The organism is Ferrovibrio sp. GW821-FHT12B10 (assembly GCF_058807515.1).
On record NZ_JBXAQT010000002.1, the window covers coordinates 1 to 20,490 of the forward strand.

Consider the following 20,490-nt stretch of genomic DNA (forward strand, 5'->3'; position numbering starts at 1 on the left):
TCTGCGCTTCGCGATCCGCGAAGGCGGCCGCACCGTCGGCGCCGGCGTCGTCGCCAAGGTCATCGCGTAAGTTACGCCGAGCGAACCAGGATAGAGAGACATGGATAGCCAGAATATCCGCATTCGCCTCAAGGCGTTTGATCATCGCGTGCTCGACCAGAGCACCAGCGAGATCGTCAGCACGGCCAAGCGCACCGGTGCGCGCGTGCGCGGTCCGATCCCGCTGCCGACCCATATCGAGCGGTTCACGGTGAACCGTTCGCCGCACGTCGACAAGAAGTCGCGCGAGCAGTTCGAGATTCGCACCCACAAGCGTCTTCTCGACATCGTCGACCCGACCCCGCAGACGGTGGACGCGCTGATGAAGCTCGACCTCGCCGCCGGCGTGGACGTCGAGATCAAGCTGTAAGGGAACGGAACCCATGCGGACCGGATTGGTTGCACGCAAGCTGGGCATGACCCGGCTGTTCACGGACGACGGCACGCACGTGCCGGTGACCGTGCTGAAGGTGGACAACTGCCAGGTTGTGGCGCAGCGCACCGAGGAGAAGGACGGTTACACCGCTCTTCAGCTCGGCATCGAAGCTGCCAAGCCTAAGAATGTGTCCAAGGCCCTGCGCGGCCACTTCGCCAAGGCGAATGTGGAGCCGAAGCGCAAGGTCGTTGAATTCCGCGTCCCGGCCGAAGGCCTGGTCGAGGTCGGCGCCGAACTGTCGGTCGAGCATTTCCTCGTCGGCCAGTTCGTTGACGTGACCGGCACGACCATCGGTAAGGGCTTTGCCGGTGTCATGAAGCGGCACAATTTCCGTGGTCTGGAAGCCAGCCACGGCGTGTCGATCAGCCACCGTTCGCATGGTTCGACCGGTCAGCGCCAGGATCCGGGCAAGGTCTTCAAGGGTAAGAAGATGGCCGGCCATATGGGTGACCGTCAGCGCACGCAGCAGAACCTGCAGATCGTGCGTACCGACGCGACCCGCGGCCTGATCATGGTCAAGGGCAGCATCCCGGGCTCCGAGGGACAGTATGTGGTTATCCGTGACGCGGTGAAGAAGCCGGCCGCCAAGGATCTGCCCATGCCGGCCGCTCTGAAGTCCGCCGAGAAGTAAGGTAGATAACCATGGCCGATAAAATCGAAATCGCCGTGACGACGCTGGAGAACAAGGACTCGGGCAAGCTTACGCTGTCCGCGGACGTGTTCGGCCTGCCGCCGCGCGCCGACCTGCTGCAGCGCTATGTGATCTGGCAGCTTGCCAAGCGCCAGCAAGGCACGCACAAGACCAAGACCTATGGTGAGGTTGCCGGTTCGACCCGCAAGATCATCAAGCAGAAGGGCACCGGTGGCGCCCGTCATGGTGGCATCCGCGCTCCGCAGTTCCGCGGCGGCGGTAAGGCTTTCGGCCCGGTGCCGCACAGCCATGCCATCGATCTGCCGAAGAAGGTCCGCAAGCTCGCGCTGAAGACCGCTCTGTCGACCAAGCTGGCCGAAGGCAAGCTGAAGATCGTCGACAGCGCCGTTCTGAAGGCCGGCAAGACCAAGGAACTGGCTGGCAAGTTCAAGGGCCTGGGCCTGGATAACGCCCTGGTCATCGACGGCAACACGCTGGACGAAAACTTCGCTCGCGCTGTGCGCATGCTGCGTCATGTCGACGTGCTGCCGGAGCAGGGCGCCAATGTGTACGACATCCTGCGCCGTGACACCCTGGTTCTGACCAAGGCCGCGGTTGAGGCTCTGGAGGCTCGCCTGAAATGAGCAACGTGAACCACTACGATGTGATCCTTTCGCCGGTGATCACCGAAAAGGCGACCCGTACTTCCGAGTACAACCAGGTCACCTTCAAGGTGCCGCTGTCGGCCACCAAGCCCGAGATCAAGGCCGCCATCGAGGCGCTGTTCAAGGTCAAGGTGAAGGCCGTCAACACCCTGCGTGTTAAGGGCAAGGTCAAGATGTTTCGTGGCGAGCTGGGCCAGCGCTCAGATTGGAAGAAGGCGATGGTTACCCTCGCCGATGGCCACAAGATCGACGTGACGACGGGGATCTAAACCATGGCGTTGAAGAATTTTAAGCCGGTTACGCCGTCCACCCGCCAGCTGGTCCTGATCGACCGCTCGCAGCTCTTCAAGGGTCGTCCGGTCAAGGAATTGACCGAAGGCCTGAAGAAGACCGGTGGCCGCAATCATTTCGGTCGCATCACGACCCGTCATATCGGTGGTGGCCACAAGCGCCGCTATCGCATGATCGACTTCAAGCGCCGCAAGTTCGATATCGGCGCGACTGTCGAGCGGATCGAGTATGACCCGAACCGCACCGCGTTCATCGCGCTGATCAAGTACGATGACGGCGAGCTGAACTACATCATCGCTCCGCAGCGCCTGAAGGTTGGCGACCGCGTGGTGGCGGGTGAGAAGGCCGACATCAAGCCGGGCAATGCGATGCCGCTGAAGTCGATCCCGGTCGGCACCATCATCCACAATGTGGAGATGAAGCCGGGCAAGGGCGGCCAGATGGCCCGTTCGGCCGGCAGCTTCGTCCAGCTGGTTGGCAAGGATCAGGGCATGGCCCTGGTTCGCCTGACCTCGGGCGAGCAGCGACTGGTGCAGGCCGAGTGCATGGCCACGATCGGTGCGGTGTCCAACCCGGATAACCAGAACACAAATCTGGGCAAGGCCGGCCGCAAGCGCTGGATGGGCATCCGCCCGACCGTGCGCGGCGTTGCCATGAACCCGATCGACCATCCGCATGGCGGTGGTGAAGGTCGTACCTCGGGCGGTCGCCATCCGGTGACCCCGTGGGGCAAGAACACCAAGGGTAAGCGTACCCGTAACAACAAGCGGACGCAGAAGATGATCCTGCGCCGCCGCCCGTCGGGCAAGCACAGCTGATCGGGCTAGGAGGTAGATCGTGACTCGTTCTGTCTGGAAAGGCCCGTTCGTCGACGGGTATCTGCTGAAGAAGGCCGACAAGGTTCAGTCTTCGGGCCGCAAGGAGGTCATCAAGACCTGGTCGCGCCGCTCGACGATCATGCCGCAGTTCGTCGGCCTGACCTTTGGCGTGCACAACGGCAACAAGTTCATCCCGGTGAACGTGACTGAGGAAATGGTGGGGCATAAGTTCGGCGAGTTCTCGCCGACCCGCACCTTCCCGGGTCATACGGCCGGCGACAAGAAGGCGAAGAAGTAACCATGAGCAAGCAGGCACGCGAATCCCGCCTCGGCGAGACCGAGGCCATGGCCATCGGGCGCAACATCCGTGTTAGCCCGCGCAAGCTTGGTGTGGTTGCCGGCCTGATCCGCGGTAAGCGGGTCGAGGCGGCTCTGTCCGAGCTGAGTTTCTCCAAGCGTCGCATCGCCCAGGACGTCAAGAAGGTCCTGCAGTCGGCGATCGCCAATGCCGAGAACAACCACCAGCTCGACGTCGACCGTCTGGTTGTGTCGGAAGCCAGCGTGGGCAAAGGTCTGGTTATGCGTCGCTTCCATGCCCGTGCGCGCGGCCGCGGCGCCGGCATCCAGAAGCCGTTCAGCCACCTGACCATCGTGGTGCGCGAGCGCGAAGAAGAGAAGAAGGCGCCGGCCAAGAAGGCCAAGGCGACTTCCGAAAAGGCTGATGCAGCCCCCGCCAAGAAGGCCAAGTCGGCCCCGAAGGCGAAGAAGGCTGAAGCGCAGGAGCAGGCGTAATGGGTCAGAAAGTCAATCCGATCGGGCTTCGCCTCGGCATCAACCGCACGTGGGATTCCCGCTGGTATTCCAGCGACAAGGAATATGCCGGTCTGCTGCATGAGGATCTGAAGATCCGCAAGTATCTCGAGCAGCGCCTGGCCCAGGCCGGCGTCGCCCGCATCGTCATCGAGCGTCCGGCCAAGAAGGCCCGCATCACCATCCACTCGGCACGTCCGGGCGTGGTGATCGGCAAGAAGGGCGCCGACATCGAGAAGCTGCGTTCCGACCTGGCCAAGATGACCAAGTCTGAAGTGCACCTGAACATCGTCGAGATCCGCAAGCCGGAGCTGGACGCCAAGCTGGTTGCCGAGAATATTGGCCAGCAGCTGGAGCGCCGCGTGGCGTTCCGCCGTGCCATGAAGCGCGCCGTGCAGTCGGCGATGCGTCTGGGCGCCGGTGGCATCCGCATCACCTGCAGCGGCCGTCTCGGCGGCGCCGAAATCGCCCGCGTCGAGTGGTATCGCGAAGGTCGCGTGCCGCTGCACACGCTGCGCGCCGATGTCGACTTCGCCCGCGCCACCGCCAAGACTGCTTATGGCAGCTGCGGCGTGAAGGTGTGGGTGTTCAAGGGTGAAATCATGGCCCATGACCCGATGGCGCAGGACAAGCGTATGGCTGAGCAGACCCAGGGTCACCAGGGTCATCAGGGCCGCCAGGGTTGAGCCGGGAGTAACGAGACATGTTGCAACCCAAGCGTACTAAGTTCCGTAAGGCCTTTAAGGGCCGCATCAAGGGCGTCGCCAAGGGCGGCACCGATCTGAATTTTGGCGCCTTCGGCCTGAAGGCTCTGGAGCCGGCGCGCGTCACCGCCCGCCAGATCGAGGCCTGCCGTCGTGCGATCACCCGTCACATCAAGCGTCAGGGCCGCATGTGGATCCGCGTGTTCCCCGATCTGCCGGTTTCGAAGAAGCCTGCCGAAGTCCGCATGGGCTCGGGCAAGGGTTCGCCGGAGTTGTGGGTGTGCCGCGTCAAGCCCGGCCGCATCATGTTCGAACTGGACGGCATCCCGGCGACTCTCGCCAAGGAAGCCTTCCTGCTTGGCGCCGCCAAGCTGCCGATCAAGACCAAGGTCGTCACTCGTATTGGTGAGGGAGCGTAAGCCATGAAGGGTAACGAACTGGTCGGCAAGACCAAGGATGAGCTGGCCACCAAGCTCGTCGACCTGAAGAAGGAGCAGTTCAACCTGCGCTTCCAGAAGGCGACCGGCCAGCTTGAGAACACCGCGCGCGTCACCCAGGTGCGTCGCGACATCGCCCGTGTGCGGACGGCCCTGACGGCCGTCGCCAAGAAGGCGTAAGGAGAGAAGAGATGCCGAAGCGCGTATTGCAGGGCGTCGTGGTGAGCAACAAGGGCAACAAGACCATCGTTGTGAAGGTCGAGCGCCGCATCATGGACCCAGTGTACAAGAAGTTCATCCGTCGTTCGAAGAACTACCATGCCCATGACGAGAACAATTCTCGGAAAGAGGGCGAGGTTGTGTCGATTCAGGAATCGAAGCCGATCTCCAAGCTGAAGCGCTGGATCGTCGTCGAAAACGCTTCCTGAACCGCACATAAAGATATTTAGCGAGGTACAGGTCCAATGATCCAGGTGGAAACCAATCTCGACGTCGCCGATAATTCGGGCGCGCGCCGAGTCCAGTGCATCAAGGTGCTGGGCGGTTCGAAGCGCAAGACGGCGCAGGTCGGCGATGTCATCGTCGTCTCCGTGAAAGACGCCATTCCGCGCGGCAAGGTGAAGAAGGGTGACGTGCATCGCGCCGTCATCGTTCGCACCGCGAAGGAAATCCGTCGTGCTGATGGCAGCGCCATCCGCTTCGACCGCAACGCTGCGGTGCTGATCAACAAGCAGGAAGAGCCGATCGGCACCCGTATCTTCGGCCCGGTGACCCGCGAGTTGCGTGGCAAGGGTCACATGAAAATCATTTCGCTGGCGCCGGAGGTTCTGTAAGCCATGGCCGAAGCTATGAAGATCAAGAAGGGCGACAAGGTCGTCGTGATCACTGGTCGCTCCAAGGGCGTGACCGGTGAGGTGCTGAGCGTCAGCCGCGAGAGCAATCGCGTGACCGTCGCTGGCGCCAACAAGGTGACCAAGCATGTCAAGCCGAGCCGCGCTGCGGCTGGTGGCATCGAGCAGCGCGAAGCCCCGCTGCATGTTTCCAACGTGATGCTCGCCGACCCCAAGGACGGCAAGCCGACCCGCGTTGGTGTGAAACTCCTCGATGATGGCCGCAAGGTGCGCGTTGCTAAGCGCTCCGGCGAAGTCATCGATCGCTGATGGAGGCTGACATGGCCAATCCGCGTATGAAAGACATCTACGAAACCCAGGTGCGCAAGCAGCTGATGGAGAAGTTCGGCTACAAGAACGCCATGGAAGTGCCGAAGATCGACAAGATCGTCGTCAACATGGGCGTGGGCGAAGCCGCGCAGGACTCCAAGAAGCTGACTGCCGCCGCCGCTGAAATGGCCGCCATCACCGGCCAGAAGCCGGTGCTGACCAAGGCCCGCAAGGCGATCGCGAACTTCAAGCTCCGCGAAGGCCAGGGCGTCGGCTGCAAGGTCACGTTGCGTCGCGAGCACATGTACGAGTTCCTGGATCGCCTGATCAACATCGCGCTGCCGCGCGTCCGTGACTTCCGCGGCGTGAATGGCAAGAGCTTTGACGGTCGTGGCAACTACTCGCTCGGCCTCAAGGAACAGATCATTTTCCCTGAGATCGATTACGACAAGGTCGCTGATGTCCGCGGTATGGACATCATCATCTGCACCACGGCGAAGACGGATGAGGAAGCCAAGGCTCTGCTGGCCGCTTTCCGCATGCCGTTCCAGAACTGAGCCGAGAAGGGACGCCCGATATGGCAAAGACGAGTTCTGTTGAGAAAAACGAGCGCCGCCGCAGGCTGTCGGTTCAGTATGCCGCCAAGCGTGCGAAGCTGAAGGCGACGATCAAGAACAAGAGCATCACTCCGGAAGAGCGCTTCGAGGCGGCCCTGAAGCTGGCCGAACTGCCGCGCAACTCCGCGAAGATCCGTGTGCGCAACCGTTGCGAACTGACCGGCCGTCCGCGTGCCGTTTATCGCAAGCTGAAGTTGTCGCGCAACATGCTGCGTGAGCTGGCCTCGAATGGCCAGATCCCCGGCATGGTCAAGTCGAGCTGGTAAGGAGAGCAAGAGATGGCTCTGACCGATCCCCTGGGCGATATGCTGGCCCGTATCCGTAACGGGCAGCAGGCGGGCAAGGCGACTATCGCCAGCCCGGCTTCGAAGCTGCGTATGAACGTGCTCGAAGTGCTGAAGAAGGAAGGCTACATCCGCGGCTACGAGCTGCAGGAAGAAGCCAACAAGCGCAATCTCCGCATCGAACTCAAGTATTATGAGGGCGAGCCGGTGATCAAGACCATCGACCGCGTGTCGAAGCCTGGTCGTCGCGTTTATTCCGGTATCAAGGACCTCACCAAGGTTCGTGGCGGTCTCGGGATTTCGATCCTGTCGACCCCGCGCGGTGTGATGTCCGACGCTGAGGCCCGCGCTGCCAATGTCGGCGGCGAAGTCCTCTGCCGCGTGTTCTAAGGAGTCGATCATGTCGCGTATCGGCAAGCATCCGGTTCCGGTGCCGCAGGGAGTGCAGGTCCAGTTGGCCGGCCAGACCCTGACCGCTAAGGGTCCGAAGGGTGAGCTCAAGCTCACCATCGTCGAGGATCTCGACGTCACGCTCGTTGACGGCAAGATCACCGTCAAGCCGCGCCAGGTGAACCGTCGCTCGCGTTCCATGTGGGGCATGCAGCGGACCCTGGTCAGCAATCTGGTCAAAGGCGTCAAGGACGGCTTCAACCAGGAACTGGAAATCAACGGCGTCGGTCTGCGTGCGGCGATGCAGGGCAAGAACCTGCAGCTGAACATGGGCTTCAGCCACGAGGTTATTTATCCCATTCCGGCCGGCATCGAGATCAAGGTGGAAAAGCCCACTTCGATCAAGATTTCGGGCGCGGACCGACAGCTCGTTGGCAAGGTCGCGGCGGACATCCGCTCGATCAAGCCGCCGGAGCCCTATAAGGGCAAGGGCATCAAGTATGCCAACGAGACTATCCTCCGCAAGGAAGGCAAGAAGAAGTAAGGATCGCGACGATGAGCAACAAGACTCGCATGAACGATCTGGCTGCCCGCCGCAAGGCCCGCAACCGGACTCGTATCGTCAAGGCGGCCCATGGCCGTCCGCGCCTGAGCGTGCATCGCTCGTCGCGTTACATCTATGCCCAGGTCATCGACGACGTGAAGGGCGTGACCGTTGTGTCGGCCTCTTCGCTGGAGTCCGGTCTGCGCGGCTCGCTGAAGACCGGTGCCGATACGGCCGCCGCTTCGCAGGTGGGCAAGCTGATCGCCGAGCGCGCCAAGGCCGCTGGCGTCACGGAGGTGACCTTCGACCGCGGTGCGTACCTCTATCATGGGCGCATCAAGGCGCTCGCCGAGGCTGCGCGCGAAGCCGGTCTGAGTTTCTAAGAAAGGTTCGGGTATCATGGCTGCTACTCAACGGGCTGAACGAGGCGACCGCGAACGCGGCGACCGCGGTGGTGATCGCGATCGTGGTGAGAGCGATATCGTCGACAAGCTGGTAAGCATCAACCGCGTCGCCAAGGTGGTGAAGGGCGGTCGTCGCTTCGGTTTTGCCGCTCTCGTCGTCGTCGGTGACCAGAAGGGCCGCGTCGGTTACGGTTCGGGCAAGGCCCGTGAAGTGCCGGAAGCGATCCGCAAGGCCACCGAGCATGCGAAGCGCAATATGATCCGCGTCACGCTGCGCGAAGGCCGCACGCTGCATCACGACATCGAGGGCCGTCATGGCGCCGGTAAGGTTGTGCTGCGCTCGGCTCCTCCGGGCACCGGCATCATCGCCGGCGGTCCGATGCGCGCCGTGTTCGAGACCCTGGGCGTTGCTGACGTGGTGACCAAGTCGCTCGGCAGCTCCAACCCGCATAACATGGTCAAGGCGACCTTCGAGGCGCTGAAGCAGCTCAACGCACCGCGTCACATCGCGTCGAAGCGCGGCAAGAAGGTGGCCGACATTCTCGGCCGCAAGTCTGAGACCGAGGAGTAAGTCATATGGCTCCGGCAAAGAAGAAGGCCGCCAAGGCGGCCGGCAAGACGGTCAAGGTTACCTGGATCCGTTCGGCCAACAAGCGCACTGCTGACCAGCAGGGCACTCTGGTCGGTCTGGGTCTGCGCAAGCTGCATCAGACCCGTGAGCTCGAGGATACACCCTCGGTGCGCGGCATGATCGCCAAGGTGCAGCACCTGCTTCAGGTCGAAGGCTAAGGATTAAGCGGTCGGTCTTTCATGGCCGGCCCGAGCGGAAGGGTTAGAAACATGCGTCTCAATCAGATTGCCGACAACGAGGGCGCCCGCAAGAACCGCATGCGCGTCGGTCGCGGCATCGGTTCCGGCAAGGGCAAGACCTCGGGCCGCGGCGTCAAGGGGCAGAAGGCCCGCACCGGCGTCAGCATCAAGGGCTTCGAAGGCGGTCAGACCCCGATCTATCGTCGTCTGCCGAAGCGTGGCTTCAATCCGCTGAACCCGGTCTCGTTCGAGACCGTGAACATCGGCCGCCTGCAGTCGGCCATCGAGAAGAAGAAGCTCGATGCCACGCAGCCGATCGACGAAGCGGCGCTGAAGAAGGCCGGCCTGTGCTCGCGCAAGTCGGGCGGCGTGCGCCTGCTTGGTACCGGCGAGCTGAAGGCCAAGATCACCATCACCGTCAGCGGCGCTTCGGCGACCGCCAAGGCGGCGGTGGAGAAGGCCGGCGGCAGCATCACCGTGCTGATTGCGCCGAAGGCGGAAGCCGAGCCGAAGGCCGAGAAGAAGGCCAAGGGCAAGAAGAAGTAAGTCAGATCTTTTCAGGTCCGGAGGCGGGGCTCAAAAAGCCCCGCCGTCCGTCTCAGGTTCACGCGGTCGGATTTTAGGGTTCGCACATATGGCATCGGCAGCGGAACGCATGGCTGGCAGCCTCAATCTCGGGGCCTTCAGCAAAGCGACCGAACTGAAGAAGCGCATCTGGTTCACGATCGGCGCGCTGATCGTCTACCGGCTTGGCACCTATATTCCGCTGCCGGGCATCGACCCGCAGATCATGTCCGATATTTTCCGTCAGCAGGCCGGTGGCATCCTCGGGATGTTCAACGTCTTCGCCGGCGGCGCGCTTGAGCGCATGACCATCTTCGCGCTCAACATCATGCCGTATATCTCGGCTTCCATCATCGTGCAGCTGCTGACGGCAATCATGCCGCAGCTCGAAGCGCTGAAGAAGGAAGGCGAGGCGGGCCGCAAGAAGCTCAACCAGTATACCCGCTATGGCACCGTCGCCCTGGCGATCGTGCAGGCCTATGGCATTGCGGTTGGCCTTGAAGGCATGACCGGCAGCCGGGGTGGCGCCGTGCTCGATCCGGGCATGTTCTTCCGTCTCGTCACCGTTGTGACGCTCACCGGCGGCACGCTGTTCCTGATGTGGCTGGGCGAGCAGATCACCCAGCGCGGCATCGGCCAGGGCACCTCGCTGATCATCTTCGCCGGCATCGTCGCCGAGCTGCCGCGTGCCATGGCCGCGACTCTTGAGCTCGGTCGCACTGGCGCGCTCAGCACCTTCTTCATTCTGTTCCTGATGATCCTGATCGTCGGCGTGATCACCTTCATCGTGTTCATGGAGCGCGCCCAGCGCCGTATCCTTGTGCAATATCCCAAGCGTCAGCAGGGCGCCCGCATGTTTGGCGGCGAGAGCTCGCATTTGCCGCTGAAGCTCAACACCTCGGGCGTCATTCCGCCGATCTTCGCGTCTTCGCTGCTGCTGATGCCGGCGACCGTCGCGCAGTTCAGTGCCGGTGCCGGCGCGCCTGGTTGGGTCACCACCGTGACCACGCTGCTGGGCCATGGCCAGCCGCTCTACATGGCGACCTACGTCGCCCTGATCGTGTTCTTCTGCTTCTTCTATACTTCTGTCGTATTCAATCCGACCGAAACCGCGGATAACCTGAAGAAGTACGGCGGCTTCGTGCCGGGCATCCGTCCGGGCCAGCGCACCGCCGAGTATTTCGATTTCGTGCTGACCCGTCTGACGGTCGTTGGTGCCGCCTACATCTCCGCGGTCTGCTTGCTGCCGGAATTCCTGATCTCGCAGTATTCGGTGCCGTTCTATTTCGGCGGCACCTCGCTGCTGATCGTGGTCAGCGTGACCATGGATACCGTGGCACAGATCCAGTCGCATCTGCTGGCACACCAGTATGAGGGCCTCATCAAGAAGGCCAAGCTGAGGGGAGCGCGGAAATGAGGTTGATCCTGCTCGGACCGCCGGGCGCCGGCAAAGGCACCCAGGCGCAGCGCCTGATGGGCAAGCATGGCCTGGTCCAGCTCTCGACCGGGGATATGCTGCGCGCTGCAGTGAAGTCCGGCTCCGCTATCGGCCTCAAGGCCAAGGCGATCATGGACAGCGGCGCCCTGGTCTCGGACGAGATCGTGGTGGGCATCATCGCCGACCGGATCGACCAGCCGGACTGCCGCAAGGGCTTTATCCTGGACGGCTTCCCGCGCACCACCAAGCAGGCCGAAGCCCTCGACAAGATGCTGGCCGAGCGCAAGCTCCGCCTGGATGCCGTCATTGAAATGAAGGTCAATGACTCCATTCTGGTTGAGCGGATTACCGGCCGATTCACCTGCGCCAAGTGTGGGGCGGGTTATCACGACAAATTCCAGCCGACCAAGCAGCCCGGTGTATGCGACCGTTGCGGCTCGACCGAGTTTACCCGCCGGGCGGACGACAAGGCAGAGACTGTGGTCCCCCGGCTGAAGGCCTATCACGAGCAGACCGCTCCCTTGCTCCCATATTACGACGGACGAGGTATCCTGAAGCGGGTCGACGGGATGGCTGAAATTGACGAGGTTACCAGTCAGATTGAGGCGGTTTTAGCATCGCTCTGACCGCACTTAAGTAGTTGACTGAGTAGGAAGAGTTTCTATAATCGCGCCCCTTGGGCAAGGGGCGCGAGCAGGATAAGAGGCAGCGGATCCCGACGTAAGTCATTGACTTCGTTGGGTTTGTCTCGTGTCTAAATGTCGCCCAAGTGATCGTTCCGGTCAGGCCGGAATGAGTGATTCGAGGAGAAAAAGCGTGGCGCGTATTGCTGGCGTGAACATTCCGACCAACAAGCGGGTCGAGATCGCATTGACCTACATCTACGGCATCGGCCGGGTGAAGGCGAAAGAAATCTGCGAGAAGGTGGGGCTCCCGTCGGAGCGCCGCGTCAATCAGCTGACCGATGCTGAGGTGCTGCAGATTCGCGAGACGATCGACCGCGATTACAAGGTTGAAGGCGACCTCCGTCGTGAGATCGCGATGGACATCAAGCGTCTGATGGACCTGGGCTGCTATCGCGGCCTGCGTCACCGCAAGGGCCTGCCGGTCCGCGGTCAGCGTACCCATACCAACGCCCGTACCCGTAAGGGCAAGGCTGTCGCTATCGCCGGCAAGAAGAAAGCCGCGCGATAAATCGTTAGCCCCCGTTTTCGAAGGACTGCAGGATCCCCATGGTCAAGGACAAGGCCGCGCGCCCCCGGCGCAAGGAAAAGAAGAACATCACCTCTGCCGTTGCGCATGTGAATGCTTCGTTCAACAACACGATGATCACCATCACCGACGCGCAGGGCAATACCATTGCCTGGTCGTCGGCTGGCAGCCAGGGCTTCAAGGGCTCGCGCAAGTCGACCCCGTATGCCGCGCAGGTCGCGGCCGACGTGGCCGGTCGTCGCGCTGCCGAGCATGGCGTGCGCACCATCGAGGTCGAGGTGAAGGGCCCGGGTTCGGGTCGCGAGTCCGCGCTGCGCGCTCTGCAGGCCGTCGGTTTCGTCATCACCAGCATCCGCGACGTGACGCCGATCCCGCATAACGGTTGCCGTCCGCCGAAGCGTCGCCGCATCTAAACGGTCCGCGCCGGATTTAGGTCCGGCGCAGAAAAGAACAACGCGGCCGGCCGCCTCTTCAAGGCGGCTGTTGTCGCAACCGAGGTGGTCTAGGCGGAGTTCCGCTCCCGCCGCAACCGAACGAGGTTAAGGTGATCCAGAAGAATTGGACCGATCTGATTAAGCCGAACAAGCTGGTTATCGAGCCGGGCGCTGTGCCGGGCCGGACCGCGACTATCGTTGCCGAACCGCTGGAGCGTGGTTTTGGTCTGACGCTGGGCAACGCGCTGCGTCGCGTGCTGCTGTCGTCGCTGCAGGGGGCTGCTGTCACGTCCATCAAGATCGACGGCGTGCTGCATGAATTCTCGTCGATCCCTGGCGTGCGTGAAGACGTCACCGACATCGTGCTGAACATCAAGTCGATGGCGCTGAAGATGCACGGCGAAGGCCCGAAGCGCATGCACCTGAACGCCCAGGGTCCGTGCGAAGTCACCGCCAAGATGATCGAGACCGGTCACGACATCGAAGTGATGGACCCGAGCCACGTGCTGTGCACGCTGGACGCCGGCGCCACCATCCGCATGGAACTGACCGTCGAGACCGGTAAGGGTTACGTGCCTGCGTCTGCCAACCGCCCGGAAGATGCGCCGATCGGCCTGATTCCGGTGGACGCGCTGTACAGCCCGGTTCGCAAGGTCTCCTACAAGGTCGAGAACACCCGCGAGGGCCAGATTCTCGACTATGACAAGCTGACCATGCAGATGGAAACCAACGGCGCGATCAAGCCGGACGATGCGCTGGCCTATGCTGCCCGCATCCTGCAGGACCAGCTGCAGCTCTTCATCAACTTCGAAGAGCCGAAGGCTGAATCGCGTGAGAAGGTCGCCAGCGAGCCGGAATTCAATCCGAACCTGCTGCGCCGCGTCGACGAGCTCGAGCTCTCGGTGCGTTCGGCCAACTGCCTCAAGAACGACAACATCGTCTACATCGGTGATCTGATCCAGAAGACCGAAGCAGAGATGCTGCGCACGCCGAACTTCGGCCGCAAGTCGCTGAACGAGATCAAGGAAGTTCTGGCTCAGATGGGTCTGCATCTTGGCATGCATGTTCCCAACTGGCCGCCGGAGAATATCGAGGAACTGGCGAAGAAGCTTCAGGATCAATACTGATCCTGTCCGCCTGACGAAGATCGAGGAGAGTCCCTATGCGTCACCGCAATGCCGGCCGCAAACTGAACAAGTCCAGCGCTCATCGCCGTGCGATGTTTGGCAACATGGCGGCGTCGCTCATCAAGCATGAGCAGATCACCACCACGCTGCCCAAGGCCAAGGAGCTGAAGCCGCTGATCGACAAGCTGATCACGCTCGGCAAGCGCGGCGATCTGCACGCCCGTCGTCAGGCGCTGTCCTTCCTGCCGGAGAAGGCAGCCGTGGACAAGCTGTTCTCGACCCTGAACGAGCGTTATGCCTCGCGCAACGGCGGCTATAGCCGCGTGCTGAAGGCCGGCTTCCGCTATGGCGATGCTGCGCCGCTCGCCGTCGTTGAGCTGATCGATCGTGACGTTTCCGCCAAGGGCCAGGATTCGGGCCCGGTGCAGGAAGCTGCCGAGGCCGAAGCCGCCGCTTGAGGCGCTTCGATCACCTGATACGAAAATGGCGGGCCCGGTGCCCGCCATTTTTTTTGTCTGCCGCAGAGAGAGACGAGGGTGTGTCTAGGAGCGTAGGTCCTGCGCCATCTCTTCCTCGGAGATGGGGGCGAAAATCACGCCGATCAACAGCATCTCGACCCGGCTCTGGCCCAGCGGCAGCACCAACGAATGATGATCGACATATTGCTCGTCGATCACGCCCTTGCGGCGGATCAACGCCGGTTTGCGGGTCTGCAGCACCTGCATGTAGGCGTCGCGCGCCAGCGCGGCCAGCTCCGGCCATGGATGATCCTCGAGATACTTGCCCGTCATGTCGAAGCCCTGGCGGTAGGCGACGTCGCTACCAAACAGGCGGTAGCGGAAGCGGGTCGGGTCTGCCTCCACATCGATCAGGATCAGGCTGCCGAGAATGAAACGCAGCTCCAGGGGATCGATGGCATCGCGGCCGGGATGTGTGCCGCCGGCGCGCTTGGTGTCCCAGTAGGCGTAAAGCTGCTGCAGGAGCGGCTGTTCCAGGTTCATGACACCAGCATCCCGGCTGGGAATGAAGACGGGGTTAATTGTTGATGGGGGCGCCCCATTGAAAACCTTTCGGAAACATCCTTATTTAAGCACGGTCATGACACGCGCAGCCATCCTCAGAATTCTGACCATTTCTCTCCTGGCCCTGCTGCCGGCAGCCCAGTCTGGTGCGCAGTCGGCAGGTGCGCAGCCGCAACCGCGCGTGCCGGCCAGCCGCGCCGAGATCCAGTTCAGTTTCGCGCCGCTGGTACAGCGTGCGGCCCCGGCTGTGGTGAACGTCTACACGCGCCGGGTCGAGCGCGTGCAACGTTCACCCCTGATGGATGACCCGTTCTTCCGTCGCTTTTTCGGCGACCAGATGCCGGGCGGCGGTCAGCCGCGCGAGCGGGTTGCACAGTCGCTGGGCTCGGGTGTGATTGTCGAGTCCGAAGGGATCATCGTGACCAACAATCACGTGATCGACGGCGCGACCGAGATCGTGGTGGCGCTCAGCGATCGTCGTGAGTTCGAGGCCAGGGTAATCGCCGCCGATCCGCGCTCCGATCTGGCCGTGCTGCGCATCGATGTGCGGGGAGAGACCCTGCCGTATCTGGAGTTCAGTGATTCCGACGAACTGCAAGTTGGTGACCTGGTGGTCGCCATCGGCAATCCCTTCGGCGTGGGGCAGACGGTGACACAGGGCATCGTCTCCGCTGTCGGCCGCGCCATCTCAGACGACCTGACCGCGCAGTCTTTCATCCAGACCGATGCGGCAATCAATCCTGGCAATTCCGGTGGCGCATTGCTCACGCTGGATGGCCGGATCGCCGGCATAAACACAGCGATCTTTTCCCAGTCGGGTGGCTCGGTCGGCATCGGCTTTGCCATCCCGGCCAATCTGGTTTCGTCGACGGTTGCCAGCGCCATGGCGGGGAAGGGCATCCGACGCCCTTGGTTCGGCGCCACAGGTGAGACCGTCACCTCCGAGATCGCCCAGGGCCTGGGGTTGACGCGCCCGAATGGCGTGCTGGTCAGCGAGGTCTATCGCGGCGGTCCGTCGGAGCGCGGCGGCCTGCGCGTCGGCGACGTCGTGCTGGCCATCGACGGTCGTGAGGTCAACGATCCGCAGGCGCTGCGTTTTCGTATTGCCACCCGCAAATTGGGCGACACGGCGCGCGTCGACATCATGCGCCGCGGCCAGCGGCAAACTTTGCAGGTCGCGCTGACAGAAGCGCCCGAGATACCGCCGCGCGACCGGACGCAGCTTACCGGCAATCAGCCGCTATCGGGCGCCACGGTGGCCAACCTGTCGCCGGCTTTTGCCGAGGAGATCGGCATCGATACCTTGGCGCGCGGTGTGATCGTCACCGATATCGCGCCAGGTTCGCCGTCCAACCGCTTGCGGGTGCGCGTAGGAGACATCGTCGTCAAGATCAATAACCAGGACGTCGCCGATGTGCGCAGCCTGCAGGGCATCCTGCGCGGCGGTAACCAGTGGACCGTGGTGCTGCGGCGCGGCAAGCAACTGCTGTCCTTCTCGGTGCGTGCATGAGCAAGAAGGCGGGCGGCACCGCAGAGACGCTGTTCAGCGCCGCCGGCATGGAAACGCCGCCGGCTGGTCCGCTGGCCGATCGCCTGCGCCCGCGCACGCTCGATGACATCATCGGGCAGGATCATCTGCTGAAGGGCGAGGGGCCGCTGGCCCGCATGGTGCAGGCCAAAAAGCTGGCCAGCCTGATCCTCTGGGGCCCGCCAGGCACTGGCAAAACCTCGATCGCGCGCCTGCTGGCCGATGCCACCGAGCTGGAATTCGCGCCACTCTCGGCCGTTTTCTCCGGTGTTGCGGATTTGCGCAAGGTTTTTGAGGCGGCACGCGAACGTCGCACACAGGGCAAGCGCACGCTGCTGTTCGTTGACGAAATCCATCGCTTCAATCGCGCCCAGCAGGATGGATTCCTGCCTTATGTGGAAGACGGCACCGTGGTGTTGGTCGGTGCCACCACCGAGAACCCCAGTTTCGCGCTCAACTCGGCGCTGTTGTCGCGGGCCTCCGTCGTGGTTCTGCATCGTCTTGACGATACGGCATTGGAAGCGCTGCTGGCCCGCGCCGAAGCAATCGAGGAGCGCCCGCTGCCACTGACATCTGAGGCTCGTGCGGCGCTCCGCGCCATGGCCGATGGCGATGGCCGCTATCTGCTGAACATGGCGGAACAGATCTACACGCTGCCGGCCGAGACTGAGCCGCTTGATCCGGCGCGCTTGGCCGAGACGCTGCAGAAACGCGCGCCGATCTACGACAAGACCCAAGATGAACATTACAATCTGATCTCGGCGCTGCATAAGTCACTGCGCGGCTCCGATGTCGATGCGGCGCTCTACTGGATGGCGCGCATGCTGGCCGGCGGCGAGGATCCGCTATACATCACGCGCCGTCTGGTCCGCTTCGCGGCTGAGGATATCGGCTTGGCCGATCCCAATGCGTTGCTGCAGGCCCTGGCTGCCAAGGACATGTACGACTTTCTCGGCTCGCCTGAAGGCGAGCTTGGCTTGGTGCAGGCGGTGATCTATCTGGCGACGGCGCCGAAATCCAATGCGGCTTATAAGGCAGAGAAGGCGGCCAAGCGGGCCGCGCGGGAGCATGGCTCGCTGATGCCGCCGATGCACATCCTGAATGCGCCGACCAAGATGATGAAGGAACTGGGCTACAGCGCCGGCTACAATTACGACCACGATGCCGAGGACGGCTTTTCGGGCCAGAACTACTTCCCTTCGGATATGGAGCGGCAAAACTTCTACCGGCCAGTGGAGCGAGGATTTGAGCGGGAAATCCAGAAAAGGCTGGAGTACTGGCAGAAGCTGCGGACCCGGCGCCAAGGTGAGGGCGAATAACCCCGGCAGCGTTCCAGCGGCGTTAACCAAGTTACAACCGCTGACCGTTAAACTAATTTGGTATATTTTTGGACTATGCCGTCCGCACTCGTCAAATTTCTGGGCAGGTTCTCCGTGCTGCAAAAGCTCGGCCTATATGGTGGTGTGATTCTCGGGCTGCTGGTTCTCGCAGGGCTGATGAACCATGCCGTCAACGGGCCGAAGGAAAAGGCCTTCTACGTGCCGGGGCAGGTTCCCAGCCGTGACGACTGCTTCTATGGCAAGCTGGCGCAGTTCAAGAATGTGACGCGTCAGATTATCTTTCAGGCTGGCCAAGAATGTGAAATTGAGGTCCAGTCGGTCGAAGGCCATGAGCAGCGCCGGCAGGAATGGATCGCGCGCCAGGCCGAGAAGGCGCGGCTGAAGGCGGCTGAGCCAGTCGTTCAGACGCCGCCGGAAGAGCCTCAGGAAAAAGATCGCCTGCGCCGCGTCTGGCGCTAAGCAGTTTCGTCTTTCAGTCAGAGTATCAATTCATGTCCCAGGTCATCACCCGCACCGTCAGCGACGGCGAAGCCGATTTGCGGCTCGATCGTTGGTTCAAGCGCCACTATCCCTGGCTCGGCCATGCCAAGCTGGAGAAGCTCCTGCGCACCGGGCAGGTGCGTGTCGATGGCGGCCGCGCCAAGGCAGCGACACGCCTCGAACTGGGGCAGACCATCCGCATTCCGCCGCTGGGTGAACCGCCGAAGGATGACGAGCGTCCGCGCGAACCCCGGCCGGCTCGCGCCACGCCGGCGCGCATCGCCGAACTGGAAGCCGCCGTTCTGCACAAGGACGATGCCGTCATCGTCATCAACAAGCCGCCGGGTCTGGCGACCCAGGGCGGCACCGGGCAGACCGAACACCTGGATGGCCTGCTGGGTTTCCTGAAGTTCGGCAGCACCGAACGCCCACGCCTGGTGCATCGCCTCGACAAGGACACCTCGGGCGTGATCCTGTTGGCGCGCACGGCTTCGGCCGCCGCCAAGCTGGCCGGCGCGCTGAAAGCGCGGGAGGCGCATAAGCTGTACTGGGCGTTGGTGATGGGTGTGCCGGAGATCCGTCAGGGCAAGATCAACATGCCGCTATCCAAGCTGCCCGGCGCTGCCGGCGAGAAGATGGCGGCCGATGAGGAAGACGGCAAGAATGCCGTCACGCTCTATCGCACGATCGACACGGCTGGCCGGCGCGCCTCCTGGCTCGCCATGGCGCCGCTCACCGGTCGCACCCATCAGTTGCGCGTGCATGCCGCCCTAATGGGGCGGCCGATCGTCGGTGATGGAAAATATGGCGGTGCCGAAGCGCATCTCACCGGCGGTGTCAGCCGCAAGCTGCACCTGCATGCCCGTGCTATCCGCCTTGCCCATCCTGATGGCGGAATGCTCGAAGTGCGGGCGCCGCTGTCGGAGCATATGCAGGCGACTTGGGACTTTCTCGGTCTGGAGATCGAGAAAAGCGCCGACGCATGGCTGGAATAGACCAGCCGCTTCTGCCTGAAAACCTGCGACAGCGGGCGCATCCGCTGCGTCCGGATCTTGCGGCCGAAGTCCATGCCCGTCCGCCGCTGCCACTGGCGGCGCCCGGTCGCGTTTTGCATCTGGGCGTGATGCTGAAAGGCGAGGAGGGCGCTGCCGAACATGCCCATCTGGCAACGCTATGCCGGATCGTGAAAGCAGCTGAACCCGAAGCCGGTGCGCGTCATGTCGCGGTACCGTTGCCGGATGGCGGGCATCTGATTTGGGAAAAGCGCACGGAATTCTCGACTTATACGCTGTATCTGCGGCGCGCCGCCGGCGAGGAGATGGCGGCGGGCCATTTGCCGTTGCCAGCGGATTGGCTAGCGCAGCTGCCCGGCCGGCTGATGATCGCGGCCGATGTGACGGTGCTGGCCGGTAGCGAGCCGCAACCGGATGCCACGATGCTGCAGAGCCTGTTCGACGGGCCAACGCTGGCGGCCAGCGGTCTGGCCGGCGGTCAGGCAACGGTGTGGACGGATTTTCATCTGGGCGCTGACGATGCCGTGCGTTTCGTGCTGCACGATCGCGGCCTGACGCCGGCACAATGCGGCCGCATCGTGATGCGGCTGCTCGATATCGAGACTTACCGCATGATGGCGTTGTTGGCGCTGCCGCTCGCGCAGCAGGTGGCGCCGCGCATCACGGTGCTGGAACAGGAGCTGGCCAAGCTGTCTGGCCGCATGGTCGATGTGGCCCATGAAAGCGAGCAGACGCTGCTGCGCGAGATTGCCGGCCTGGCCGCCGAAGTAGAGACGCTGGCGGTCGAGACGCCATATCGTTTCGGCGCGGCACGGGCTTATCACGCTTTGGTGGAGCGCCGCATCGCCGAGCTGCGCGAGATTCGTATCGAAGGGCAGCCGACCATCGGCGAATTCATGGAGCGGCGGCTTTCTCCTGCGATGCGGACTTGCATCACGATGGCCGAGCGCATCGAAGGACTTTCACGGCGCGCGACGCGCATCGCCAACCTGCTGCGCACCCGCGTCGATGTGGCGCTGGAACGGCAGAATGTCGAACTGCTGGATGCGATGAACCGCCGCTCGCGACTGCAGCTGCGCCTGCAGGAAACCGTCGAGGGGCTTTCGGTTGCGGCGATCACCTATTACACGGTCGGTCTGGTCGGCTATGCCGCGCAGGCGCTGCATGCGGTTGGCCTGCCGGTCGACAAGGAGATCGCCATCGGTATTGCCATTCCGGTCGTCGCGCTGATCGTCTGGTGGGGCTTGCGCCGCTTTCGCCGTTCCCTGCAGAAGGCCGGCCTGCACTGATTG

General features: G+C 62.8%; 33 protein-coding genes and 1 pseudogene. 33 read left to right on the forward strand and 1 reads right to left on the reverse strand.

Going from position 1 to position 20,490, the window contains the following annotated elements:
- The first annotated feature begins 1 nt into the window (after position 1).
- The 28 genes and pseudogenes from AC1RRT_RS17575 to rplQ all read left to right on the forward strand — a co-directional run bounded on the left by AC1RRT_RS17575 (position 2) and on the right by rplQ (position 14,273).
- Positions 2-70, forward strand: coding sequence for an EF-Tu C-terminal domain-related protein (locus AC1RRT_RS17575; protein WP_071531421.1), 69 nt, complete (start codon positions 2-4; stop codon positions 68-70).
- 30 nt (positions 71-100) lie between these two features.
- On the forward strand, positions 101-409 hold the full coding sequence (rpsJ, locus tag AC1RRT_RS17580; RefSeq protein WP_144257943.1) for a 30S ribosomal protein S10: 309 nt from the start codon (positions 101-103) through the stop codon (positions 407-409).
- Positions 410-422: 13 nt separating this feature from the next.
- Positions 423-1,106: a 50S ribosomal protein L3 gene (rplC, locus tag AC1RRT_RS17585; RefSeq protein ID WP_493015193.1), complete on the forward strand. Its 684-nt coding sequence runs from the start codon at positions 423-425 to the stop codon at positions 1,104-1,106.
- A gap of 23 nt (positions 1,107-1,129) precedes the next feature.
- On the forward strand, positions 1,130-1,750 hold the full coding sequence (rplD, locus tag AC1RRT_RS17590) for a 50S ribosomal protein L4 (protein WP_493015659.1): 621 nt from the start codon (positions 1,130-1,132) through the stop codon (positions 1,748-1,750).
- On the forward strand, positions 1,747-2,040 hold the full coding sequence (locus AC1RRT_RS17595; RefSeq protein WP_492972835.1) for a 50S ribosomal protein L23: 294 nt from the start codon (positions 1,747-1,749) through the stop codon (positions 2,038-2,040). Before rplD ends, AC1RRT_RS17595 begins: the two co-directional genes overlap by 4 nt.
- Before the next feature lie 3 nt (positions 2,041-2,043).
- A complete protein-coding gene (gene rplB / locus AC1RRT_RS17600) occupies positions 2,044-2,880 on the forward strand; it encodes a 50S ribosomal protein L2 (RefSeq protein WP_493015194.1) in 837 nt (278 codons plus the stop codon).
- Positions 2,881-2,899: 19 nt separating this feature from the next.
- Positions 2,900-3,178, forward strand: coding sequence for a 30S ribosomal protein S19 (rpsS, locus tag AC1RRT_RS17605; protein ID WP_492983582.1), 279 nt, complete (start codon positions 2,900-2,902; stop codon positions 3,176-3,178).
- Positions 3,179-3,180: 2 nt separating this feature from the next.
- A pseudogene (gene rplV, locus AC1RRT_RS17610) lies at positions 3,181-3,552 on the forward strand (50S ribosomal protein L22); the annotation flags it as partial.
- A gap of 119 nt (positions 3,553-3,671) precedes the next feature.
- Positions 3,672-4,376: a 30S ribosomal protein S3 gene (rpsC, locus tag AC1RRT_RS17615; RefSeq protein WP_492983580.1), complete on the forward strand. Its 705-nt coding sequence runs from the start codon at positions 3,672-3,674 to the stop codon at positions 4,374-4,376.
- 17 nt (positions 4,377-4,393) lie between these two features.
- On the forward strand, positions 4,394-4,813 hold the full coding sequence (gene rplP / locus AC1RRT_RS17620) for a 50S ribosomal protein L16 (protein WP_493015195.1): 420 nt from the start codon (positions 4,394-4,396) through the stop codon (positions 4,811-4,813).
- Positions 4,814-4,816: 3 nt separating this feature from the next.
- Complete coding sequence (gene rpmC, locus AC1RRT_RS17625) at positions 4,817-5,011, forward strand: 50S ribosomal protein L29 (RefSeq protein WP_493015196.1); 195 nt, start codon at positions 4,817-4,819, stop codon at positions 5,009-5,011.
- Between the two features lie 11 nt (positions 5,012-5,022).
- Positions 5,023-5,259, forward strand: a complete 237-nt coding sequence (gene rpsQ, locus AC1RRT_RS17630; RefSeq protein WP_492972841.1) for a 30S ribosomal protein S17 — start codon at positions 5,023-5,025, stop codon at positions 5,257-5,259.
- A 36-nt stretch (positions 5,260-5,295) separates the two neighbouring features.
- Positions 5,296-5,664 carry a 50S ribosomal protein L14 gene (rplN, locus tag AC1RRT_RS17635; RefSeq protein ID WP_297686983.1) on the forward strand — a complete coding sequence of 123 codons (369 nt, stop codon included), beginning with the start codon at positions 5,296-5,298 and terminating at the stop codon, positions 5,662-5,664.
- A gap of 3 nt (positions 5,665-5,667) precedes the next feature.
- Positions 5,668-5,991, forward strand: coding sequence for a 50S ribosomal protein L24 (gene rplX, locus AC1RRT_RS17640; RefSeq protein WP_493015197.1), 324 nt, complete (start codon positions 5,668-5,670; stop codon positions 5,989-5,991).
- A 26-nt stretch (positions 5,992-6,017) separates the two neighbouring features.
- Entirely contained in the window at positions 6,018-6,548 is a 531-nt protein-coding gene (rplE, locus tag AC1RRT_RS17645; protein WP_493015661.1) for a 50S ribosomal protein L5, read from the forward strand.
- Positions 6,549-6,568: 20 nt separating this feature from the next.
- On the forward strand, positions 6,569-6,874 hold the full coding sequence (gene rpsN, locus AC1RRT_RS17650) for a 30S ribosomal protein S14 (protein WP_493015198.1): 306 nt from the start codon (positions 6,569-6,571) through the stop codon (positions 6,872-6,874).
- Positions 6,875-6,886: 12 nt separating this feature from the next.
- Positions 6,887-7,282: a 30S ribosomal protein S8 gene (gene rpsH, locus AC1RRT_RS17655; protein WP_492983566.1), complete on the forward strand. Its 396-nt coding sequence runs from the start codon at positions 6,887-6,889 to the stop codon at positions 7,280-7,282.
- Positions 7,283-7,292: 10 nt separating this feature from the next.
- The gene (rplF, locus tag AC1RRT_RS17660; protein WP_493015199.1) at positions 7,293-7,826 is read left to right on the forward strand and encodes a 50S ribosomal protein L6; all 534 of its coding nucleotides are present in this window, start codon (positions 7,293-7,295) and stop codon (positions 7,824-7,826) included.
- An 11-nt stretch (positions 7,827-7,837) separates the two neighbouring features.
- A complete protein-coding gene (gene rplR / locus AC1RRT_RS17665) occupies positions 7,838-8,209 on the forward strand; it encodes a 50S ribosomal protein L18 (RefSeq protein WP_492983562.1) in 372 nt (123 codons plus the stop codon).
- Positions 8,210-8,225: 16 nt separating this feature from the next.
- Complete coding sequence (rpsE, locus tag AC1RRT_RS17670; RefSeq protein ID WP_493015200.1) at positions 8,226-8,801, forward strand: 30S ribosomal protein S5; 576 nt, start codon at positions 8,226-8,228, stop codon at positions 8,799-8,801.
- A 5-nt stretch (positions 8,802-8,806) separates the two neighbouring features.
- Positions 8,807-9,019 carry a 50S ribosomal protein L30 gene (gene rpmD / locus AC1RRT_RS17675; protein WP_492983558.1) on the forward strand — a complete coding sequence of 71 codons (213 nt, stop codon included), beginning with the start codon at positions 8,807-8,809 and terminating at the stop codon, positions 9,017-9,019.
- Positions 9,020-9,070: 51 nt separating this feature from the next.
- Positions 9,071-9,586 carry a 50S ribosomal protein L15 gene (gene rplO / locus AC1RRT_RS17680; RefSeq protein ID WP_493015202.1) on the forward strand — a complete coding sequence of 172 codons (516 nt, stop codon included), beginning with the start codon at positions 9,071-9,073 and terminating at the stop codon, positions 9,584-9,586.
- Between the two features lie 88 nt (positions 9,587-9,674).
- On the forward strand, positions 9,675-11,021 hold the full coding sequence (secY, locus tag AC1RRT_RS17685) for a preprotein translocase subunit SecY (RefSeq protein WP_493015203.1): 1,347 nt from the start codon (positions 9,675-9,677) through the stop codon (positions 11,019-11,021).
- Positions 11,018-11,668: an adenylate kinase gene (locus AC1RRT_RS17690; RefSeq protein WP_493015204.1), complete on the forward strand. Its 651-nt coding sequence runs from the start codon at positions 11,018-11,020 to the stop codon at positions 11,666-11,668. The genes secY and AC1RRT_RS17690 overlap by 4 nt, the downstream gene beginning before the upstream one ends.
- 190 nt (positions 11,669-11,858) lie before the next feature.
- Positions 11,859-12,236 carry a 30S ribosomal protein S13 gene (gene rpsM, locus AC1RRT_RS17695; RefSeq protein ID WP_341894650.1) on the forward strand — a complete coding sequence of 126 codons (378 nt, stop codon included), beginning with the start codon at positions 11,859-11,861 and terminating at the stop codon, positions 12,234-12,236.
- Positions 12,237-12,274: 38 nt separating this feature from the next.
- Positions 12,275-12,667, forward strand: a complete 393-nt coding sequence (gene rpsK / locus AC1RRT_RS17700; protein WP_493015205.1) for a 30S ribosomal protein S11 — start codon at positions 12,275-12,277, stop codon at positions 12,665-12,667.
- A gap of 131 nt (positions 12,668-12,798) precedes the next feature.
- Positions 12,799-13,815 (forward strand): DNA-directed RNA polymerase subunit alpha, encoded by a 1,017-nt coding sequence (locus AC1RRT_RS17705; protein ID WP_493015206.1) that lies wholly within the window; start codon positions 12,799-12,801, stop codon positions 13,813-13,815.
- Positions 13,816-13,850: 35 nt separating this feature from the next.
- A complete protein-coding gene (gene rplQ, locus AC1RRT_RS17710) occupies positions 13,851-14,273 on the forward strand; it encodes a 50S ribosomal protein L17 (RefSeq protein WP_493015207.1) in 423 nt (140 codons plus the stop codon).
- Positions 14,274-14,357: 84 nt separating this feature from the next.
- On the opposite strand, the gene AC1RRT_RS17715 is transcribed toward rplQ, so the two are convergent.
- Positions 14,358-14,816 (reverse strand): PAS domain-containing protein, encoded by a 459-nt coding sequence (locus tag AC1RRT_RS17715; protein WP_493015208.1) that lies wholly within the window; start codon positions 14,814-14,816, stop codon positions 14,358-14,360.
- 97 nt (positions 14,817-14,913) lie between these two features.
- Here AC1RRT_RS17715 and AC1RRT_RS17720 point away from each other — a divergent pair, with 97 nt between their 5' ends.
- The 5 genes from AC1RRT_RS17720 to AC1RRT_RS17740 all read left to right on the forward strand — a co-directional run bounded on the left by AC1RRT_RS17720 (position 14,914) and on the right by AC1RRT_RS17740 (position 20,487).
- Entirely contained in the window at positions 14,914-16,347 is a 1,434-nt protein-coding gene (locus AC1RRT_RS17720; protein WP_493015209.1) for a DegQ family serine endoprotease, read from the forward strand.
- 47 nt (positions 16,348-16,394) lie between these two features.
- A complete protein-coding gene (locus tag AC1RRT_RS17725) occupies positions 16,395-17,684 on the forward strand; it encodes a replication-associated recombination protein A (RefSeq protein WP_493015663.1) in 1,290 nt (429 codons plus the stop codon).
- A gap of 114 nt (positions 17,685-17,798) precedes the next feature.
- Positions 17,799-18,164 carry a hypothetical protein gene (locus tag AC1RRT_RS17730; protein WP_493015210.1) on the forward strand — a complete coding sequence of 122 codons (366 nt, stop codon included), beginning with the start codon at positions 17,799-17,801 and terminating at the stop codon, positions 18,162-18,164.
- 32 nt (positions 18,165-18,196) lie between these two features.
- A complete protein-coding gene (locus AC1RRT_RS17735; RefSeq protein WP_493015211.1) occupies positions 18,197-19,180 on the forward strand; it encodes an RluA family pseudouridine synthase in 984 nt (327 codons plus the stop codon).
- Entirely contained in the window at positions 19,168-20,487 is a 1,320-nt protein-coding gene (locus tag AC1RRT_RS17740) for a DUF3422 family protein (RefSeq protein ID WP_493015212.1), read from the forward strand. Before AC1RRT_RS17735 ends, AC1RRT_RS17740 begins: the two co-directional genes overlap by 13 nt.
- Positions 20,488-20,490: the final 3 nt, after the last annotated feature.

Bases quoted from the DNA above. Each gene is read 5' to 3' on its own strand.
- rpsJ (WP_144257943.1), top strand. From the start codon at position 101: ATGGATAGCCAGAATATCCGCATTCGCCTCAAGGCGTTTGATCATCGC.
- rplC (WP_493015193.1), top strand. From the start codon at position 423: ATGCGGACCGGATTGGTTGCACGCAAGCTGGGCATGACCCGGCTGTTC.
- AC1RRT_RS17595 (WP_492972835.1), top strand. From the start codon at position 1,747: ATGAGCAACGTGAACCACTACGATGTGATCCTTTCGCCGGTGATCACC.
- rplB (WP_493015194.1), top strand. From the start codon at position 2,044: ATGGCGTTGAAGAATTTTAAGCCGGTTACGCCGTCCACCCGCCAGCTG.
- rpsC (WP_492983580.1), top strand. From the start codon at position 3,672: ATGGGTCAGAAAGTCAATCCGATCGGGCTTCGCCTCGGCATCAACCGC.
- rplP (WP_493015195.1), top strand. From the start codon at position 4,394: ATGTTGCAACCCAAGCGTACTAAGTTCCGTAAGGCCTTTAAGGGCCGC.
- rpmC (WP_493015196.1), top strand. From the start codon at position 4,817: ATGAAGGGTAACGAACTGGTCGGCAAGACCAAGGATGAGCTGGCCACC.
- rpsQ (WP_492972841.1), top strand. From the start codon at position 5,023: ATGCCGAAGCGCGTATTGCAGGGCGTCGTGGTGAGCAACAAGGGCAAC.
- rplN (WP_297686983.1), top strand. From the start codon at position 5,296: ATGATCCAGGTGGAAACCAATCTCGACGTCGCCGATAATTCGGGCGCG.
- rplX (WP_493015197.1), top strand. From the start codon at position 5,668: ATGGCCGAAGCTATGAAGATCAAGAAGGGCGACAAGGTCGTCGTGATC.
- rplE (WP_493015661.1), top strand. From the start codon at position 6,018: ATGAAAGACATCTACGAAACCCAGGTGCGCAAGCAGCTGATGGAGAAG.
- rpsN (WP_493015198.1), top strand. From the start codon at position 6,569: ATGGCAAAGACGAGTTCTGTTGAGAAAAACGAGCGCCGCCGCAGGCTG.
- rpsH (WP_492983566.1), top strand. From the start codon at position 6,887: ATGGCTCTGACCGATCCCCTGGGCGATATGCTGGCCCGTATCCGTAAC.
- rplF (WP_493015199.1), top strand. From the start codon at position 7,293: ATGTCGCGTATCGGCAAGCATCCGGTTCCGGTGCCGCAGGGAGTGCAG.
- rplR (WP_492983562.1), top strand. From the start codon at position 7,838: ATGAGCAACAAGACTCGCATGAACGATCTGGCTGCCCGCCGCAAGGCC.
- rpsE (WP_493015200.1), top strand. From the start codon at position 8,226: ATGGCTGCTACTCAACGGGCTGAACGAGGCGACCGCGAACGCGGCGAC.
- rpmD (WP_492983558.1), top strand. From the start codon at position 8,807: ATGGCTCCGGCAAAGAAGAAGGCCGCCAAGGCGGCCGGCAAGACGGTC.
- rplO (WP_493015202.1), top strand. From the start codon at position 9,071: ATGCGTCTCAATCAGATTGCCGACAACGAGGGCGCCCGCAAGAACCGC.
- secY (WP_493015203.1), top strand. From the start codon at position 9,675: ATGGCATCGGCAGCGGAACGCATGGCTGGCAGCCTCAATCTCGGGGCC.
- AC1RRT_RS17690 (WP_493015204.1), top strand. From the start codon at position 11,018: ATGAGGTTGATCCTGCTCGGACCGCCGGGCGCCGGCAAAGGCACCCAG.
- rpsK (WP_493015205.1), top strand. From the start codon at position 12,275: ATGGTCAAGGACAAGGCCGCGCGCCCCCGGCGCAAGGAAAAGAAGAAC.
- rplQ (WP_493015207.1), top strand. From the start codon at position 13,851: ATGCGTCACCGCAATGCCGGCCGCAAACTGAACAAGTCCAGCGCTCAT.
- AC1RRT_RS17715 (WP_493015208.1), bottom strand. From the start codon at position 14,816: ATGAACCTGGAACAGCCGCTCCTGCAGCAGCTTTACGCCTACTGGGAC.
- AC1RRT_RS17720 (WP_493015209.1), top strand. From the start codon at position 14,914: ATGACACGCGCAGCCATCCTCAGAATTCTGACCATTTCTCTCCTGGCC.
- AC1RRT_RS17725 (WP_493015663.1), top strand. From the start codon at position 16,395: ATGGAAACGCCGCCGGCTGGTCCGCTGGCCGATCGCCTGCGCCCGCGC.
- AC1RRT_RS17735 (WP_493015211.1), top strand. From the start codon at position 18,197: ATGTCCCAGGTCATCACCCGCACCGTCAGCGACGGCGAAGCCGATTTG.
- AC1RRT_RS17740 (WP_493015212.1), top strand. From the start codon at position 19,168: ATGGCTGGAATAGACCAGCCGCTTCTGCCTGAAAACCTGCGACAGCGG.